General features: G+C 72.8%; 14 protein-coding genes. 4 read left to right on the top strand and 10 right to left on the bottom strand.

The window, feature by feature from the left end:
* Positions 1-18 precede the first annotated feature (18 nt).
* Positions 19-537, top strand: a complete 519-nt coding sequence (locus AC156L_RS19370; protein ID WP_330883158.1) for a molybdenum cofactor biosysynthesis protein — start codon at positions 19-21, stop codon at positions 535-537.
* Between the two features lie 144 nt (positions 538-681).
* Here the strand turns inward: AC156L_RS19370 and AC156L_RS19365 are convergent, their stop codons facing one another.
* Both AC156L_RS19365 and AC156L_RS19360 read right to left on the bottom strand, forming a co-directional pair.
* Positions 682-1,008, bottom strand: a complete 327-nt coding sequence (locus tag AC156L_RS19365; protein WP_330883160.1) for a DUF6204 family protein — start codon at positions 1,006-1,008, stop codon at positions 682-684.
* 73 nt (positions 1,009-1,081) lie between these two features.
* Complete coding sequence (locus tag AC156L_RS19360; RefSeq protein WP_330883162.1) at positions 1,082-1,339, bottom strand: hypothetical protein; 258 nt, start codon at positions 1,337-1,339, stop codon at positions 1,082-1,084.
* 178 nt (positions 1,340-1,517) lie between these two features.
* Between AC156L_RS19360 and AC156L_RS19355 the strand changes: the two genes are divergently transcribed.
* Entirely contained in the window at positions 1,518-2,645 is a 1,128-nt protein-coding gene (locus tag AC156L_RS19355) for a cellulose binding domain-containing protein (protein WP_330883164.1), read from the top strand.
* 1 nt (position 2,646) lies between these two features.
* On the opposite strand, the gene AC156L_RS19350 is transcribed toward AC156L_RS19355, so the two are convergent.
* On the bottom strand, positions 2,647-3,381 hold the full coding sequence (locus AC156L_RS19350; RefSeq protein ID WP_330883166.1) for an SDR family oxidoreductase: 735 nt from the start codon (positions 3,379-3,381) through the stop codon (positions 2,647-2,649).
* 132 nt (positions 3,382-3,513) lie between these two features.
* Between AC156L_RS19350 and AC156L_RS19345 the strand changes: the two genes are divergently transcribed.
* Positions 3,514-5,238 carry a serine/threonine-protein kinase gene (locus AC156L_RS19345; RefSeq protein WP_484407129.1) on the top strand — a complete coding sequence of 575 codons (1,725 nt, stop codon included), beginning with the start codon at positions 3,514-3,516 and terminating at the stop codon, positions 5,236-5,238.
* Positions 5,239-5,304: 66 nt separating this feature from the next.
* Here the strand turns inward: AC156L_RS19345 and AC156L_RS19340 are convergent, their stop codons facing one another.
* Positions 5,305-6,900, bottom strand: a complete 1,596-nt coding sequence (locus AC156L_RS19340) for a DUF1996 domain-containing protein (RefSeq protein WP_330883170.1) — start codon at positions 6,898-6,900, stop codon at positions 5,305-5,307.
* A 186-nt stretch (positions 6,901-7,086) separates the two neighbouring features.
* Positions 7,087-8,265, bottom strand: a complete 1,179-nt coding sequence (locus AC156L_RS19335; protein WP_330883171.1) for a glycosyltransferase — start codon at positions 8,263-8,265, stop codon at positions 7,087-7,089.
* Positions 8,266-8,759: 494 nt separating this feature from the next.
* Here AC156L_RS19335 and AC156L_RS19330 point away from each other — a divergent pair, with 494 nt between their 5' ends.
* Positions 8,760-9,212 (top strand): DUF4395 domain-containing protein, encoded by a 453-nt coding sequence (locus AC156L_RS19330; protein WP_330883173.1) that lies wholly within the window; start codon positions 8,760-8,762, stop codon positions 9,210-9,212.
* Positions 9,213-9,224: 12 nt separating this feature from the next.
* On the opposite strand, the gene AC156L_RS19325 is transcribed toward AC156L_RS19330, so the two are convergent.
* The 5 genes from AC156L_RS19325 to AC156L_RS19305 all read right to left on the bottom strand — a co-directional run bounded on the left by AC156L_RS19325 (position 9,225) and on the right by AC156L_RS19305 (position 15,341).
* Positions 9,225-9,869: a response regulator transcription factor gene (locus AC156L_RS19325; RefSeq protein WP_330883175.1), complete on the bottom strand. Its 645-nt coding sequence runs from the start codon at positions 9,867-9,869 to the stop codon at positions 9,225-9,227.
* 3 nt (positions 9,870-9,872) lie between these two features.
* A complete protein-coding gene (locus tag AC156L_RS19320) occupies positions 9,873-11,081 on the bottom strand; it encodes a sensor histidine kinase (protein ID WP_330883177.1) in 1,209 nt (402 codons plus the stop codon).
* A gap of 64 nt (positions 11,082-11,145) precedes the next feature.
* Complete coding sequence (locus tag AC156L_RS19315; protein WP_330883179.1) at positions 11,146-13,665, bottom strand: FtsX-like permease family protein; 2,520 nt, start codon at positions 13,663-13,665, stop codon at positions 11,146-11,148.
* Between the two features lie 3 nt (positions 13,666-13,668).
* The gene (locus AC156L_RS19310) at positions 13,669-14,427 is read right to left on the bottom strand and encodes an ABC transporter ATP-binding protein (protein WP_330883181.1); all 759 of its coding nucleotides are present in this window, start codon (positions 14,425-14,427) and stop codon (positions 13,669-13,671) included.
* A complete protein-coding gene (locus tag AC156L_RS19305; protein ID WP_330883183.1) occupies positions 14,424-15,341 on the bottom strand; it encodes a CPBP family intramembrane glutamic endopeptidase in 918 nt (305 codons plus the stop codon). The genes AC156L_RS19310 and AC156L_RS19305 overlap by 4 nt, the downstream gene beginning before the upstream one ends.
* Positions 15,342-15,411 lie beyond the last annotated feature (70 nt).

The raw sequence follows: 15,411 nt of genomic DNA, 5'->3' as shown, positions 1-15,411 counted from the left end.
GTGTGTACCGTCGATCGGGTGGACGTCCAGGTCATCGCCCTGCTGGTGTCACCGGTGCACGCCTTCGAAGGCCGTCCGCAGGACGGCCCGACGACCGATCCGCTGCTGGGGTCGCGCGACCGGGTGGAGGTGCGCGCGGGCCTCGGCCTGGTGGGGGACCGGTACTACGCGCGGCCCGCGCACCGCAAGGCCTCGGTGAGCGTGTTCGCCGTGGAGTCGCTCGACGCGATCACCGCGAAACTGGGCCTGTCCGCCGTGCCGAACCCGCTGCTGCCCAGGCGCAACGTCGTGCTGCGCGGGTTCCCGGTCGACGGCCTCGCCGCCGGGCGGGCGAGGAGCGGCGCGCTGTTCAGCCTCGACTCCGGCGACGGCCCGGTCCGCTTCCAGGCACACCGCCCGGCCAGCCCGTGCGGCTGGATGGACGCGGTGCTGGCGCCCGGCGCGCACCGGGCGCTGCGGGGCCGCGGTGGGGTGCGCTGCGAGCCGTTGGACGACGGGGTGCTGCGCGTGGGCCCGGCCGTGTTGACCGTGCTGTGACGTGCGGTGCCTGCGTCCGGTGCGCTGCGACGGGGTGCTGCGCGTGGGCCCGGCCGTCTCGACCGTGCTGTGACGGGTGTGCCGCGCGGGGGCCCGCCGTCCTGACCGCGCTGTGACGCGCGGCTCCCCGACGACCGCGGCCCGCTACTTGCGGCGGACCTTCACCAGGTCCATGTCCGTGGCAGAGGCCTTCAGGTCGCGGAAGTCCACGCCCAGCCCGTCCACCGCGCGCGCCGCCGCGGCCAGCCCGCGGTCGCACACCGCCCGGTCGTTCTGCTCCACGGGCGCCCGCAGTTGGATCCGGAAGCTGAAGAAGTCCAGCGTCCGGTCGTAGGCCAGCGACCCCGCCTCGGAGAACCCGTTGGTGAGCAGCCCGTGCTCGTCCACCTCCGCGAGCAGCCGCGCTCGCCCGGCCTCGTCGAGGTCGGTGAACCGACCCCGCACCATGACCCGGTAGGTGTGCTCCGCCATCACCGCTCCTCATCCGCCGACCGACCGGCGAATCCTCTCCCGAGGCGCCCGTCCGGCGCGACCGAATTCGGCGTCAGGCGGTCTCGGAGATCCGCACGGCGGTCGCCGTGCCACCGGACGTGGTGGCCACGACGGTGACCGTGTCGCTCTCGACGACGTCCGCCGCCGTGCCCGCCGCCCCGCCCGCCGCGTGCACGACGGCCGCGCCGCCTCCCGCGACGGCGAGCGCGACGGCCGCGGCGGCGAGCCCCGTGCGCGACCGCGACGGCCGCCGCCCGCCGGGCTCGACGGGGACCTGGCCGCTGGGGACCTGCTCGGTGGGGGTCGTCATCGTGCGCTCCTCGTGATCGGCTGTGACCACCACCCTCACGGCGGCGGCTGTGCGGGCCCTGTGCGTTCGTCGAGAGCGCCCTGTGCGGCACCGGCCCGTCCTCCCCGCTTGAACCGGCCGCGCGGTCCACCCGTATTCCCCAGATGGGCACGATGCGGATCTTCCGAGGAGCGCGCAGATGAGCAATCCGTTGGCGCAGTTGGCCTTCCGGGTGTCACTCACGATCGCGGCCATCGGTGTGGGTGGTGCCGTGCTGGCCGCGGCCGTGGGGTTGGTGCTGCTGGCGGCGCTGCCGTCGACGGCCGCTGGAACGCAGTTGTGCGGGAAGAACGACGTCGCGCCCGCGGGGGAGGGGGGCTACCTGGCGGGCAACAACGTCACGGGCGCCGACACCGCGCAGTGCGTCACGGTCGGCGACCGGGCGCTGCGCGTCGACAGCGCCGAGCACCACCTGCCGGTCGGCGGGCCGCCCGCCGCCTCGCCGTCGCTGCTCAAGGGCTGCCACGGGACCGTCTGCTCGGAGGGCGGCGGCCTGCCCGTGCAGGTGTCGCGGATGCCCGAGCTGACCAGCAGCCTGGTCACCACCCAGGCCGAGGACGGCGACTACGCCGCGGCCTACACGGCCTGGTTCCACAGCGGGCCTGAGGTGGCCGGGCGGCCCGACGGGGCCGAGCTGGCGATCTGGTTGCGCGCGAACGGCGACGCGCGGCCCGCGGGCATGATGGTGGCAGGCGGGATGCCGATCTCCGGTGCCAGCTGGGACGTCTGGTTCGAGAGGGCGCAGGGGCTCAACCGGATCACCTACGAGCGGGTCGGTGACGTCACCTCGGTGCGGGACCTCGACATCCGCGCGTTCGGGAAGGACGCGGCGAGCCGGGCGTGGATCAAGCCGGACTGGTACCTCGTCGGCGTCGAGGCGGGGTTCGACCTGTGGCGCGGCGGCGCGGGCAACTCGGTCGACGAGTTCGAGGTGACCGTCGCCGAGCAGCTCGCCCAGCAGGGGCCGGCGGGCTGCACGGCGAGCCTCGCGGTGGACGAGAGCTGGCCGCAGGGGTTCAAGGCGACCGTCAAGATCACCAACTCGGGCGGGCAGGCGGTCAGGGGGTGGGCGGTCGACTGGACGTTCCCCGGCGACCAGCGGATCGAGAACTCCTGGGACGCCGCGGTCACCCAGCGGGGGCGGACCGTGCGCGCGGTGAACGCGGACTACAACGGGCGGATCGAGGTCGACCGGTCGACCACCTTCGGCATGGTCGGCACCGGGGTCGCGCCGAAGGCCGTCGCGCTGACCTGCGTGCCGCTCTGAGTCAGCCGCGGCCCACGAGCGGCATCGCGGTCGCCATCACGGTCATGAACTGCACGTTGGCCTCCAGCGGCAGCCCGGCCATGTAGCGCACGGCGGTCGCGACGTCCGCCACGTCCATCGTCGGCTCCGGCGCGGTGGTGAAGTCGGCCTGGAGCACGCCCTGGCCCATCCGCTCGGTCAACGGGGTCGCGGCGTTGCCGATGTCGATCTGCCCGCACGCGATGCCGTACCGGCGGCCCTCCAGCGACAGCGACTTCGTGATGCCGGTGATCGCGTGCTTGGTCGCGTTGTAGGCGATGGCGTCCGGCCGGGGCGCGTACGCCGACACCGAGCCGTTGTTGATGATCCGCCCGCCCCGCGGGTCCTGGTCGCGCATGGTCCGGAACGCCTCGCGGGCGCACAGGAACGTGCCGGTCAGGTTCGTGTCGACCACCTTGGACCACTGCCCGAGCGAGAAGTCCTCGACCGGGGTCGCGCGCACGTTCGTGCCCGCGTTGTTGAACAGCACGTCCACCCGGCCCCACCGCTCGCGCACCGCGGCGAACAGCGCCACGACGGCCTCCTCGACCCTGGTGTCGGTGGGGACCACGAGCACGTCGTCGCCGGTCGCGGTCTCGGCGAGGGTGTCGGCGTGCCGCCCGGCCAGCGCCACCCGGTAGCCCGCCTCCAGCAGGTCCCGCGCGACCGCGCGACCCACCCCGGACCCCGCGCCCGTCACCACCGCGACACCGGACATGGTCGTCTCCTCGCAGCTCGGGGGCTCGCCACCGTGATCGTAGTGCCGTCCGGCGTGCGCCTTCCGGGGGAACCGCGCGGTTACCATCTGCGTCGATGCGGTGTGGTGGACGACGAGAGATCCGGGAGAGCGATGGCGGCGGAGACCTTCGGGCCCTATCGCATCGAGGAGCTGCTCGGTCGCGGCGGCATGGGCGAGGTGCACCGCGCCTACGACACCGTCCACGACCGCGTGGTGGCGTTGAAGCGGCTGTCGGCGCAGTTCAACGCCGACGCCGACTACCGGGCCCGGTTCCGCGCCGAGTCGAAGATCGTCGCCCGGCTGCGCGAACCGCACGTGATCCCGATCCACGCCTACGGCGAGATCGACGGCCACCTGTACCTGGACATGCGGCTGGTGGAGGGTCGTGACCTCACCGACCTGATCACCGGTCCGGTGGACGCCCGCCGCGCCGTGCGGATCGTCGAGCAGGTCGCCAGCGCGCTGGACGCGGCGCACGCCGACGGCCTGGTGCACCGCGACGTCAAGCCGTCGAACATCCTGGTCGCCGCCGGTGACTTCGTGTACCTGGTGGACTTCGGCATCGCCCGCAGCTCGTCGCCGACGGCCACCCACCTCACCGCGTCCGGCGACGTCGTCGGCACGCTCGACTACATGGCGCCCGAGCGGTTCAGCGGCGGCCCGGTCGACGGCCGCGTGGACGTCTACGCGCTGGCCTGCGTGCTGTTCACCAGCGTCACCGGCCGCCGCCCGTTCACCGCGGACACCACCGCCGCCCAGATCTGGGCGCACATGCAGGAACCGCCGCCGCGCGCGTCCCAGACGCACCCGGCCGTCCCACCCGCCCTGGACGACGTGATCACCAGGGGGATGGCGAAGGACCCGGCCCAGCGCTACCCGACCGCCGGGGCGCTCGCCGCCGCCGCCGCGGCGGCGCTCGACCAGGCGCCCGCGGCCCCGCCGGTGTCGACCCCGCCCCGTGGGCAGCCCGTCGCGCCGCGGTTCCAGCCCCCGGTCCCGACGCCGCCGCACGGGCAGCAGCAGTTCCCGACCCCGCCGCGGGGGCAGCAGTTCCCGACGCCGCCGCACGGGCAGCTCCGCCCGCCGACGCCGCCGCCGTGGTCGCCCGCGCCGCCGGGGCCCCCGACCCGGCCCGGTCCGTCGAGCCGCGACCGGGCGGTGCTCGTCGGAGCCGTCGGCGCGGTCCTCGTGATCGCCGCGGTCGTGGTCTCGCTGGTGGTGTTGAAGGACAAGGAGGGCGGCCAGGCGTCCGGCCGGTCCTCGGACGCGCCGACGTCGTCCACCACGACCTCGGCCACGCCGACGACCTCGGCGGTGCCGACCACGACGTCGCCACCGCCGCCGCCCAACCCGTCGGTCGCCGCGCTCCAGGCCGTGCTGCCGACGTCCTACGTCGGCAACCCCACGTGCGTCGAGGAGGAGAACGGCGGGGGCGGCGAGCTGGCGACCGTCGAGTGCACCGAGGCCAACGGCGTGGACGGCTACGTCCCGCCGCCGGAGCGGGCGGTGTTCCGGCTGTTCGCCGACCGGGCCGCGCAGGACGCGTACTTCCTCAAGCTGGTGCAGGACAACAACCTGCCGCGGATCGACGAGCAGGGCGGCTGCCGCCCGGTGACGCAGCCCCTGCACTACGCGGAGATCTGGCGCACCGAGGCGGGACCGCTGCCCGGCGAGTTCACCACGTGCTTCGTCAAGGACGGCACCGGTCAGCTCTGGTGGGTCGACTCGAAGACGTTGACCATCGGCCAGCTCGTCTCGTCCAAGGCGACCACGAACGAGGCCCTGGACAAGCTGGACCTGTGGTGGAACCACATGATCCTGTCCAAGATGAACTGACCCCCCGACGCGACGAGGGCCACCCCGGTCGCGGGGTGGCCCTCGTCGTCGTTCACGCCGTGCTCGCTACTCCCGGCAGGTCTTGCCGCGGTTCACGCACCACACGAGGCGGTTCATGATGCTCTGCGACATGACGTTCGCGAAGTCGTCGTGGTCGCTGACCGGGTTGTGGTTCTCGGTCGGGAACGCGTCCACCTTGTACTGGCCCTTGCGCTGCACGTCCCTGGGGATGTTGTAGGTCAGGGTGATGCGCAGCTGGGGAACGGCCTTGAAGCCCTGGCCGCACCTCCCGGTGTTCGGGTCCGGGAACACGATGTGCGTGCGGTGGTTGGCCGAGTCGGTGTTCTTGCCGTCCCAGCAGCTCGGGAAGTCGTGGATGCGCTTGACCTTCGCGCCCCGCGGGCAGATCGGGTACTCCTTGATCTGCACCTTGTCCTCGAAGCCGGAGCAGGTCCACGAGTCGCGGGCGTTCTTGGTGCCGTTGATGGAGATCTTGGCGTCGCCGTAGAGCACGCGGAGGAACTTCGGCATCGCGGTGACCTTGCCGACCGGGCTGCCGCGGAAGGTGATCTCGGCCTTCTCCGGCCGCTGGATCACGCCGTCGTTGCCGGGCAGCTCGTTGTTCTCGTCCTCGTCCGCGGCGGGCGGGGTCTGGGCCGGGGGCTTCTCGCTGTTCTCGGAACCGTCCGGCACCGGGGCGGGGTTGTTCTCGTCCTTGATGCCGCACTCGCCGAGCTTCTTCAGCTCGTCGATCTGCTTCTGGAGGTTGGCGACCTGGTCGCTGAGCTTCTTCAGCTCCTCGATGATCTTGTCGAGGGCGGCCTGGCGCTGGTCGGCCACCGGGGCGAGGACCTCCGCGGCCTCGGCCTGGCTCACCACGGGCGCGCCCGCGGCCTCGGCGGCGAGCTTCTTGTCCGCGTCCTCGGTGATCTTGTCGACCTCGGCGAGCTGCTTGGACACCTCCTGCACGGCGGCGTCGGGCACGTCCTCCAGCTTGCTGGCGACGTCCGGGCACACCACGCGGGGCGTTTCCTTGTCCTTCTTGTCGGCGGCGGCCTGCTCCTTGCGCTCCTCGACCTTGGCGGGCGGGTTCGCGGTCGCGGTCGCGCTCTCGGGCAGCGGCGCCGCGCTCTCGTTGGCCGCCACGTCGTTCGCGATGGCCGCCTGGTCGTTCGCGGCGGGCGCGTTCTGGTCGACCTTCGCCTCGGCCTCCTCGTCCTCCGTGTCGATCCGGACGACGGGCCAGAAGTAGGCGGACTTGTCACCGTTCTTGCAGGTGGTACCGGCCTTGCGCAGGCTCTCGTTGGTGGAGAACGCGTTCGTCGACAGGTTGCCGACGTAGTCGTGGAGGTGCTGGGCGCCGTTCTCGACACCGGGGGCGGCGATGAAGTTGTCGCCGTTGAAGTGGCCGTTCTTGTTCGTGCCGCAGTTGACGGTGAACGTGCCCCTGGACGCGTTGCCCTGCTTCTGGACGGCTTTGACGTTCGGCTTCACCTTGGTGATGTCGACGAACAGGGACCTGTCCACCCCGTCCGCGTAGGCCTCGTCGTCGCCGGTGGTCGTGACCACGACCACGGCACCGGCCGCGATCGCCACGGCCGCGCCGAACGTGGCGAACTTCGTTCTGCGGGAGATCTGGTGCCGCCCACCGGTCCGGCTCATCTGCTGCTCACCTCTGTCGTCGGGGTGCTTCGAGCGCGGCGTTCGACGACCCGCTCAGAGGGGCATACGGACAGTCGGTTCGACGTACCTCAACCGTGTTCTCGGTGTTATCGATCCGTTATGTTCGCCCCCTTGTCCCTGCGTGATGGATAGATCGCGCAGTGTTACCGCGGGGTTGGGGGCCGGTCAGCCGGTCCCCTCGGCCGCCGCCGAGTTCGGCGCGGCTGCCTGGCGGTAGGCCCGCACCGTTTCCGCCGCGACGTGGTCCCAGGAGTGGTAGGCCCGCACCCGGTCGGTGCCCGCGATCGAGTAGAACTGGCACCGCAGCCGGTTCGACAGCAGGTCGCGCACCGCCCGTCCGAGCGCGACGGGGTCGTGCGGTGGCACCAGGACGCCGGTGAGGCCGTCGACGACGGTGTCCACCAGCGCGCCCACCTTCGCCGCGACGACCGGGATGCCGCACGCCATCGCCCGCAGCGACGTGATGCCGGAGGTCTCGTACCAGGGCGCGCACACCACGACGTCGGCCGAGCGCAGCAGTGCGGGCATCGCCGTGGTCGTCACCTCGCCGGTGAACCGAACCCGGTGCGCGACGGAGCGCTTCTCGGCGTACTTGACCAGCTTGCCGACCTCGGGGTTGACCCGGGGCGCCGTGCGCCGGACCGGGTCGGCGATCACCAGTTCGGCGCCGGGGACGACGGTCATCGCGTCGATGGCGGTGTGGAACCCGTTGCGCGGCACCACCTCGCCGATCGCGAGCACCCTGGACCGGTGGCCGCGGGAGGCGATCGGGCCGTCCGGGCGGAACTGGTCGGGGTCGAGGCCCCACGGCACCAGCGACATCCGGGAGCGGGGCACGCCGATCCGCTCCAACTCGTCCAGCTCGTCGTTGCTGGCCGCGATGACGTGGTCGGCGGAGATCGCGATCAGGCGTTCGAGGGCCATCCGCCAGCGGCCCGCGGAGCCGGTGGAGCGCTGGAAGCGGTCCTCGACGACCTTGAGCGCGTGGAACGACTGCACGAGCGGCGCGCGGGAGTCGCGCACGGCCAGGCCGGACATCCAGGAGTGCAGGTGCACGACGTCGGGGGTCCGCTCGTCCCACTCGCGGTCGAGGTACGCCGCGATCCCGTCGAGGTGCTGGAGCAGTTCCGCCTTGGGCAGCGGCGCGGTCGGACCCACCGGGACGCGCACGACGTCGTAGCCGTGCTGGGTGCGGCGGCGTTCGGGCAGGGCGCGGGAGTCGCACCGGGTGTAGAGCGTGACGTCGTGCCCGTGCCCGCTCAGCGCGCCCGCCAGCCCCGCCACGTGCGCCCTCTGCTCGACGGGGTCGTTCTCCCACGACGCCGCCACCATGTCGATCCGCATCTCGGTCCCCGTGTGCCGCTGACTGCTTATCCTGTGCCATTCGTGAATTCTTCGTCCCTGTGCGATTCCCAATCGCGTTGAATAGCGGACGTGATCGGCGGGGTCGAGTGTAGGCCTCGTCTCGGGTGTCGGAAGCGATTTTTCGAAAACATCTTCGGTTTTCTCTCTGCTGTTGAGTAAGCGATCCAGAAACGTTTCATCCCGCTGTAGTGCGGTGATGTCACTTCTGTCCTGCTTGGCGGGAATGGCGAAGGGTGGCTGGAGGAATTGAGACGGGTCTTTCGAGGAGGAGCGAACATGGGATGACTCGGCCATTCATGATTTCACCTGCTCGTCGATATCCGCGGTTGCGGTGCCGTCGGGCAAGGGGGGCGGGTTCGGGTGGTCCGGTGTTTTCGGACAGCTTTGTGACAGCCGGGGGACAGGTCGACCGATCGGGCGAAGTATCCGATTCGATCTTGACTGGTGGACCGCGACCGGGATTGGTTTGCGTCATGGCCGATCGAGAAGTGCGCGAGCCCGCCCGCGGCGTCGACCCGAGGGGCGTGCGGTTCACCGCGGCCATGACGAGCGTGGTGCTGGCCGTCGGGCTGGTCGCCGAGAGCCCGAGGGTGCTGCTCGCCCAGGCGTTCCTCTTCGGGCTGTGCGCGGTGTTCGGCCTCCAGCTCAACCCGTACGGGGTGGCCTACCGGCGGACGCTCCAGTCGCGGCTCCCCCCGCCCGCCGGGATGGAGAGCGAGGGGCCGCTCCGGTTCTCCCAGGGCGTCGGGTGCGCCTTCGCCGTGGTGGGCGCCGTCGGCTACGCCACGGGGTCGGTCGCGCTGGGCACGACGGCCACGGCGCTGGCGCTGGCCGCGGCACTGCTGAACGCGGTCTTCGGGGTGTGCGTCGGCTGCCACCTGTACGTGGCGGTGGCCAGGGTGCGCCGCCGCGCCTCGCTCACCTGACCCGCCGCGGGGCTACGCCTTCAGGTACGCCAGCACGGCGAGCACCCTGCGGTGCCCCGCGTCCGTGGTCGGCAGGCCGAGCTTGGTGAAGATGTTGCCGATGTGCTTGTGGACCGCGCCGTCGCTGATCACCAGCGTGCTGCCGATCGTGGCGTTGGAGTGGCCCTCGGCCATCAGCCCCAGCACCTCGCGCTCGCGGGGCGTCAGGCGTTGCAGCGGGTCGTCGGAGCGGCGGCGCACCAGGAGCTGGCCGACCACCTCGGGGTCCATCGCCGTGCCGCCCGCGGCGACCCGCTCCAGCGCGTCGAGGAAGTCGGCGACCTTGCCCACCCGCTCCTTGAGGAGGTAGCCCACCGCGCCCGCGCCGTCGGCCAGCAGTTCGGTCGCGTAGCTCTCCTCGACGTGCGCCGACAGCACGAGCACCGCGAGACCGGGCCACTGCTTGCGGGCCTGGACCGCGGCGCGCAGGCCCTCGTCGCGGAACGTCGGCGGCATCCGGACGTCGACGACCGCGATGTCCGGCAGGTCCGCGGCGAGCGCGGCCAGCAGGTCATCGGGGTTGTCGACGGCGGAGGTGACCTCCATGCCCTCGGCACGCAACAGGTGCGTCAGGCCTTCCCGCAGCAGGGCGTCGTCCTCGGCGATCACGATGCGCACGGCTCATGGTCCCGCAGGGATGTCCACCCTCACCACAGTGGGTCCACCTGGAGGGCTGACGATCCTGGTCGAGCCGTCGAACGCCGCCACCCGGCCCCGGATGCCCGCCAGCCCGCTGCCGTGCTCCTGGTCGGCTCCGCCGCGGCCGTCGTCGGTGACCTCCACGACGAGCGCGCCGCCCTCCTCGCGCAGGCTGACGGTGATCCGGTCGGCCCCGCTGTGCTTGACGGCGTTGGTGAGCGCCTCCGCCACGACGAAGTACGCCGCCGCCTCCACGGCCGCGGGCATCCGGGGGACCGGGTGCTCCTCCACCGCGCACGGGATCGCGCAGTGCCCGGCCAGCGACGCCACCGCGCCCGTCAGCCCGCGGTCGACCAGCACGGGCGGGTAGATGGCGCGCACCACCTCGCGCAGTTCGGCCAGGGCGTCGGTGGCCGCCTTCTGGGCGGAGGCGACCATCGGCAGCGCCGCGGCGGGGTCGCGGGACAGCGCGCGTTCCACCATGCCGAGGTGCATCACCACCGCGACGAGCCGGTTCTGCGTGCCGTCGTGCAGGTTGCGCTCGATGCGCCGCAGCTCGGTGCCGTGCGCCTCCAGCGCCGCCGCCCGCGTCGCCGTGACCTCGGCGAGGCGTTCGGTGAGCGACCGCCGCGGCGGGGCGAGCCGGGCCGCGCTGGCCCTGGCCCACCAGCGGGCCAGCGGCGGCACCAGGAACACGCCCAGCAGGCCGTACGCGAGCCCGACGAGCGCCGCGACGCCCGCGCCCGCCCAGGAGTCCACCGGGGTGTCCACCGTGCTGGTCGCGCCGGGCAGGAACGGCCAGAACAGGGCGATGAACAGGTTCTGCGCCAGACCGGCTGGCGAGCCGATGGCGACGGACCCCGCCAGCAGCCCGAGGGTGCCCTGGAGGGCGAGCCACTGGGCGTCCCTGCGGTCGTGGAGGCTGGTGGCCACCTCCGCGACGCTGCCGCTGGTGCCCGGTGGCGGCGGCGGGATCGCGGTCGCCAGGTAGCGGCCGACGCGGTCCCGCTCGCGCGCCGCGAGGCCGCGGACGAACCGGATGACGTGGGGCAGCAGCGGCAGCGTGACGATCATCGCGACGCACACGACCATCGCCAGGAGCGCGGCCATGGCCTGGAACCCGACGAGCGCGGTGAAGGCGAGGAACCGCCAGGCGTCGCGCCACTGCCGGTCCGGGGCGGGGACGGTCACGATCGACGGCTCCTCTGTGGACGACGGGACGGACAATCGTGGCACGAGCACCCGCGGGGTCACCTCAGGCGCCCGCCCCGACCGCGTCCACGGGACGGCCGCGCAGCGCCGACCGGGTGGCCAGCACGATCGAGGAGAACCCGATCACCGCGGTGAGGAGCACCATCACCCCGTAGACGACCGGGTCGACGGTGGGCAGGACCCGCCCCGTGGTCGCCACGCTGATCCCGATCAGCGGCACCACCGCGACCGTCGTGCCGATCACGACGGCGGCGCCGACCACGATCCCGGCCTCCAGCGTCATCATCCGGCTCACGTGCCTGCGGTTCGTGCCGATCAGCCGCAGCATCGCGAACTCGCGCCGCCGCGCCCCGGTGGCCATCACCAGCGTGTTCACCACGGCGATCACCAGGTACAGCAGCAGGAAGCCGTTGCCGATCAGGTTGGTCGACGACTGCTGGTCCCGCGCGTCCCGCACCGCGCCCGCGAACGCCGTGCGGTCGAGCACGGCCAGGCCGGGGTACTTCGACGCCAGCTCGCCCAGCGCGGCACCGACCCCGGCGGAGTCGGCCCCGTCGGCGGTGGAGACCAGGACCGAGTCGTCGAACCCGGTCGCGGTGTGCGCGGCGAGCAGGTCGCGCGACGCCGTGACGTCGCCGAACCCGAGACCGTTGGCGTAGAGCGCGACCACCGTCAGGTCCTTCCCCGTGCCGTCGCCGAGGAACGCGCGCACGGTTCCGCCCACCCCGACGCCCGTGCTCTCGGCGGCGGCGGTGCTGAGGGCGATCGAGTCGCCGCGCACGTCGTCGAGGGAACCCGAGGTCACCCCGAGGTCCGCGGTGTCCCCGACGTGCTCGGGCGCGATGCCCTGCGCGGCGGCGGGTTCCGCCTCGACCTGGTCGAACACCCTCTGCTCCAGCAGCACCTGGCTCCGCACGACCGGCGACGCGTGCCGCACACCCGGCACCCGCCGCACGGCGTCCGCGATCTCCGGGGCCAGACCGGACGGTCCGGCGAGCACGAAGTCCGCCGTCACACCCGCCTCGACCTGGTCGGCCGCCGCGGCGTCGGCCGTGGTGATGGTGAAGAGCTGCACGGACGCCATCGCCACGGCCAGCGCGAGCGGGACGACCGCGCCGCTGAGCCGCCGGGCGTTGGCCCCGGTGTTGGCGACCGCGAGGTAGCCGCTGATCCGGCTGCGGTTGAGCAGCGGCGCGGCGGTGGCGGTGGCGACCCGCATGAGGTGCGGGCCCAGCATGGCCGTGCCGACCATCAGCAGCAGCACGGAGCCCGCGGCGCCGCTCATGCCCGCGATGCCGGGCACCAGCAGCGGCACGACGGTGCCCACCACCAGGCCCACCGCGATGAAGCCGACGCCGAACGCCCGCCGGGTCGTGCCGAGGTCCGCGGGTTCCACCGCGGCCTCGCCGAGCGCGTCCACCGGGTTGGCCCCGGCGAGCCGCCGGGCCGCGAAGTACCCCGCGGTCAGACCGCCGAGCACGCACAGCAGGAGCGCGGCCAGCGCGGGCAGCGGGCTGATCGCGAGGGTGAAGTCCGGGGGCAGCACGCCCGCGGCGGCGAACCCGTCCCGCAGGAGCCCCGCCACGGCGAAGCCGGGCAGGCTGCCGAGGACACCACCCGCGACCGACACCAGGAGCATCTCGGCGCCGATCATCCGGTGGACCTGCTTCGGCGTGGCCGCGATGGCCCGCAGCACCGCCAGTTCCCGCCGCCGCTGCTGGATCGACAGGCCGAGCGTGGAGGAGACCACGAACAGCACGACCATCGCGACGGTGCCCATGAGCGAGGAGGACAGGATCGTCAGGAGGCTCCGCGCCTGGCCGACGTCGAGGAACTCCACGTCGCCGATCCCGGCCCCGGTGTAGGCGGTCAGCGGGACGTCGGTGACGGTCGAGGTGATCCGCTCCGCCAGGTCGTCGGCGTCCACGCCGGGCGCGCCGAGCACGCCGACCGCGGTGATCCGGTCGGTGAGAGCCCCGGCCGCGGCGTCGGTGACGAACACGGCGGACTGCCGGGTCAGCGCGGGTGCCGACACGAGCCCGACCACGCGGTGCTCCGAGGGGACGGAACCGACCGCGATCGTCGTCGTGTCCCCGACGGACAGCCCGGCGCTCGCGGCGAGCGCCTGGTCCAGCACGGCTTCGCCGGGGGCCTCGGGCTGCCTGCCCCCGGTCAGCGAGAACGGCGCCAGCTCCGCCGACGACCAGCCGTGGGCGTACACCGGGACGCCCGCCGCGGCCGACGGCACGGTCACCCGCACGGTGCGCTCGGGCACGGCCTTCGCGACGCCGGGCACCCGAGCGACCCGCTCGGCCACGTCGGCGGGCAGCGTGACGCGCTCGGCGAACGGCGTGTCCGGCCCCTCGGCGACGACGTGCGCCTGCCTGCCGCCGACCACCGCGGTCGCGGCGGCGTAGCGCTCGGCCGTGACACCGGCCCGCAGGCCGGACTCCAGCAGGACACCGCTCGCGGTGATCACCGCGGCGCCGGAGAACAGCGCGACGAAGGCGGCGACGAAGCCGCCGCGGCGGGCCCTGATCGTGCTCCAGGCGAGGGAGAACACGGGTCACACCTCCCCGAGGTGGGTCATGCGCTCGGACACCTGCGCCGCGGTCGGGTGGTGCAGCCTGCCCGCGATCCGGCCGTCGGCGAGGAACACCACGGAGTCGGCGTACGAGGCGGCGACCGGGTCGTGGGTCACCATGAGCACGGTCTGGCCCAGGTCGGCGACGAGCGCGCGGAACAGCTCCAGCACCTGACGGCCGGTGCGGGTGTCGAGCGCGCCGGTCGGCTCGTCGGCCATCACGACCTCCGGCCGGTTCACCAGCGCGCGGGCGATGGCGACCCGCTGCTGCTGGCCGCCGGACAACTGCGAGGGACGCCTGCCCACCCGGTCGCCCATCCCGACCCGCTCCAGCAGCTCCCGCAGCCACGCCCGGTCGACGTCGCGCCCGGACAGCCTCGGCACGAGCGCCACGTTCTCCTCGACGGTCAGCGCGGACATCAGGTTGTAGGCCTGGAACACGAACCCGACCCGGTCGCGCCGCACCGCGGTGAGCGCGGCCTCCTTCATGCCTGCCAGCTCCACGTCCCCGAGCCGGACGCTGCCGGTCGTCGGCCGGTCCAGCCCCGCCGCGCAGTGCAGGAACGTGCTCTTGCCCGATCCCGACGGTCCCATGACCGCGGTGAACGTGCCCCGGTCGAGCGCGATGGACACGTCGCGCAGCGCGGTCACCGCGCTCTCCCCGGAACCGTAGGTCTTGGTCACCGACTCCAGGCGCAGGGCGCTGGTGCCGACGGACGTGGTGGTCAGCGCGCGGCTCACGCGGACACCTCGACCTTCGACCGGACGGGCGCGGTGTAACCGAGGTTGCCCCTGGTGGCGACGATGACGACCAGCGCGAGCACACCGAGGCCGAGCACCGGGCCCCAGAGCCAGTCGGGGTTGTCGCCGGGGAAGATCTCGGCGAACGCGACCGACTGGAAGTTGTTGATCGAGCAGTGCAGCAGCATGACGAGCGGCAGGCTCTGGCGGCCCTTGTTGTAGACCAGCGTGATCAGGAAGCTCATCTCCATCGCCAGGACGGCGAAGCGGACGATCGTCTCGGCGTCGACGTCCGGGCCGCCCCACGGGGTGAGGAACAGCGGGAGGTGCCAGATGGTCCACAGGGTGCCGAGGATGGCCGTGGCGAGCATCGGCCGGTGGCGCTCCTGGAGGCGGCTCAGGGCGAAGTCGCGCCAGCCCGGCTCCTCCGCGAGGCCGGTGGTGAAGAACTGGAGCACCAGCATCGGCACGTAGATCGCGAGCACCGTCAGCGACGGCACGCGCATCGCCTCCTCGGCACCCGGCATCGCCGCCGTGCCCGCCAGGACCGCGATCGGGACGGCGAACAGCGCGAACGCGTACCAGCCGACGCCTGCCCGGAACTGGAACAGCCGCCTGCGCCACCGCCGCAGCCCCTCGCGGCCCTCGGTGATCGCCGTGACGGTGAACGCGGCGGTCAGCGGGCCGAGGTAGGCGCCGGGCAGGATCGCGGTGAGCTGGTTGCCCATCAGCAGGTCCGGGTAGCGGAAGTGCAGGACTCCGAAGCCGTCCAGCGACAGGATGTACGGCGTCCACGCGATCCAGCTGATGGCGTTGGCGAGCGTGAAGAACGTGATCAGCGGGAAGCGCTGGACCAGCGCCTGGAAGCTGGTGGAGGGGACGCGGTCGGTGTCCGCGGCGTGGGTCGAGGTCATGCTCAAAGGCTAGGAACGGATCTCGCGGAAATCAGTGCAGGCAAGGGGCGTCCTCGTGGTGGAGCGAACT

This window comes from Umezawaea sp., from assembly GCF_057122925.1.
This window is presented reverse-complemented; position numbering and strand designations above follow the sequence as displayed.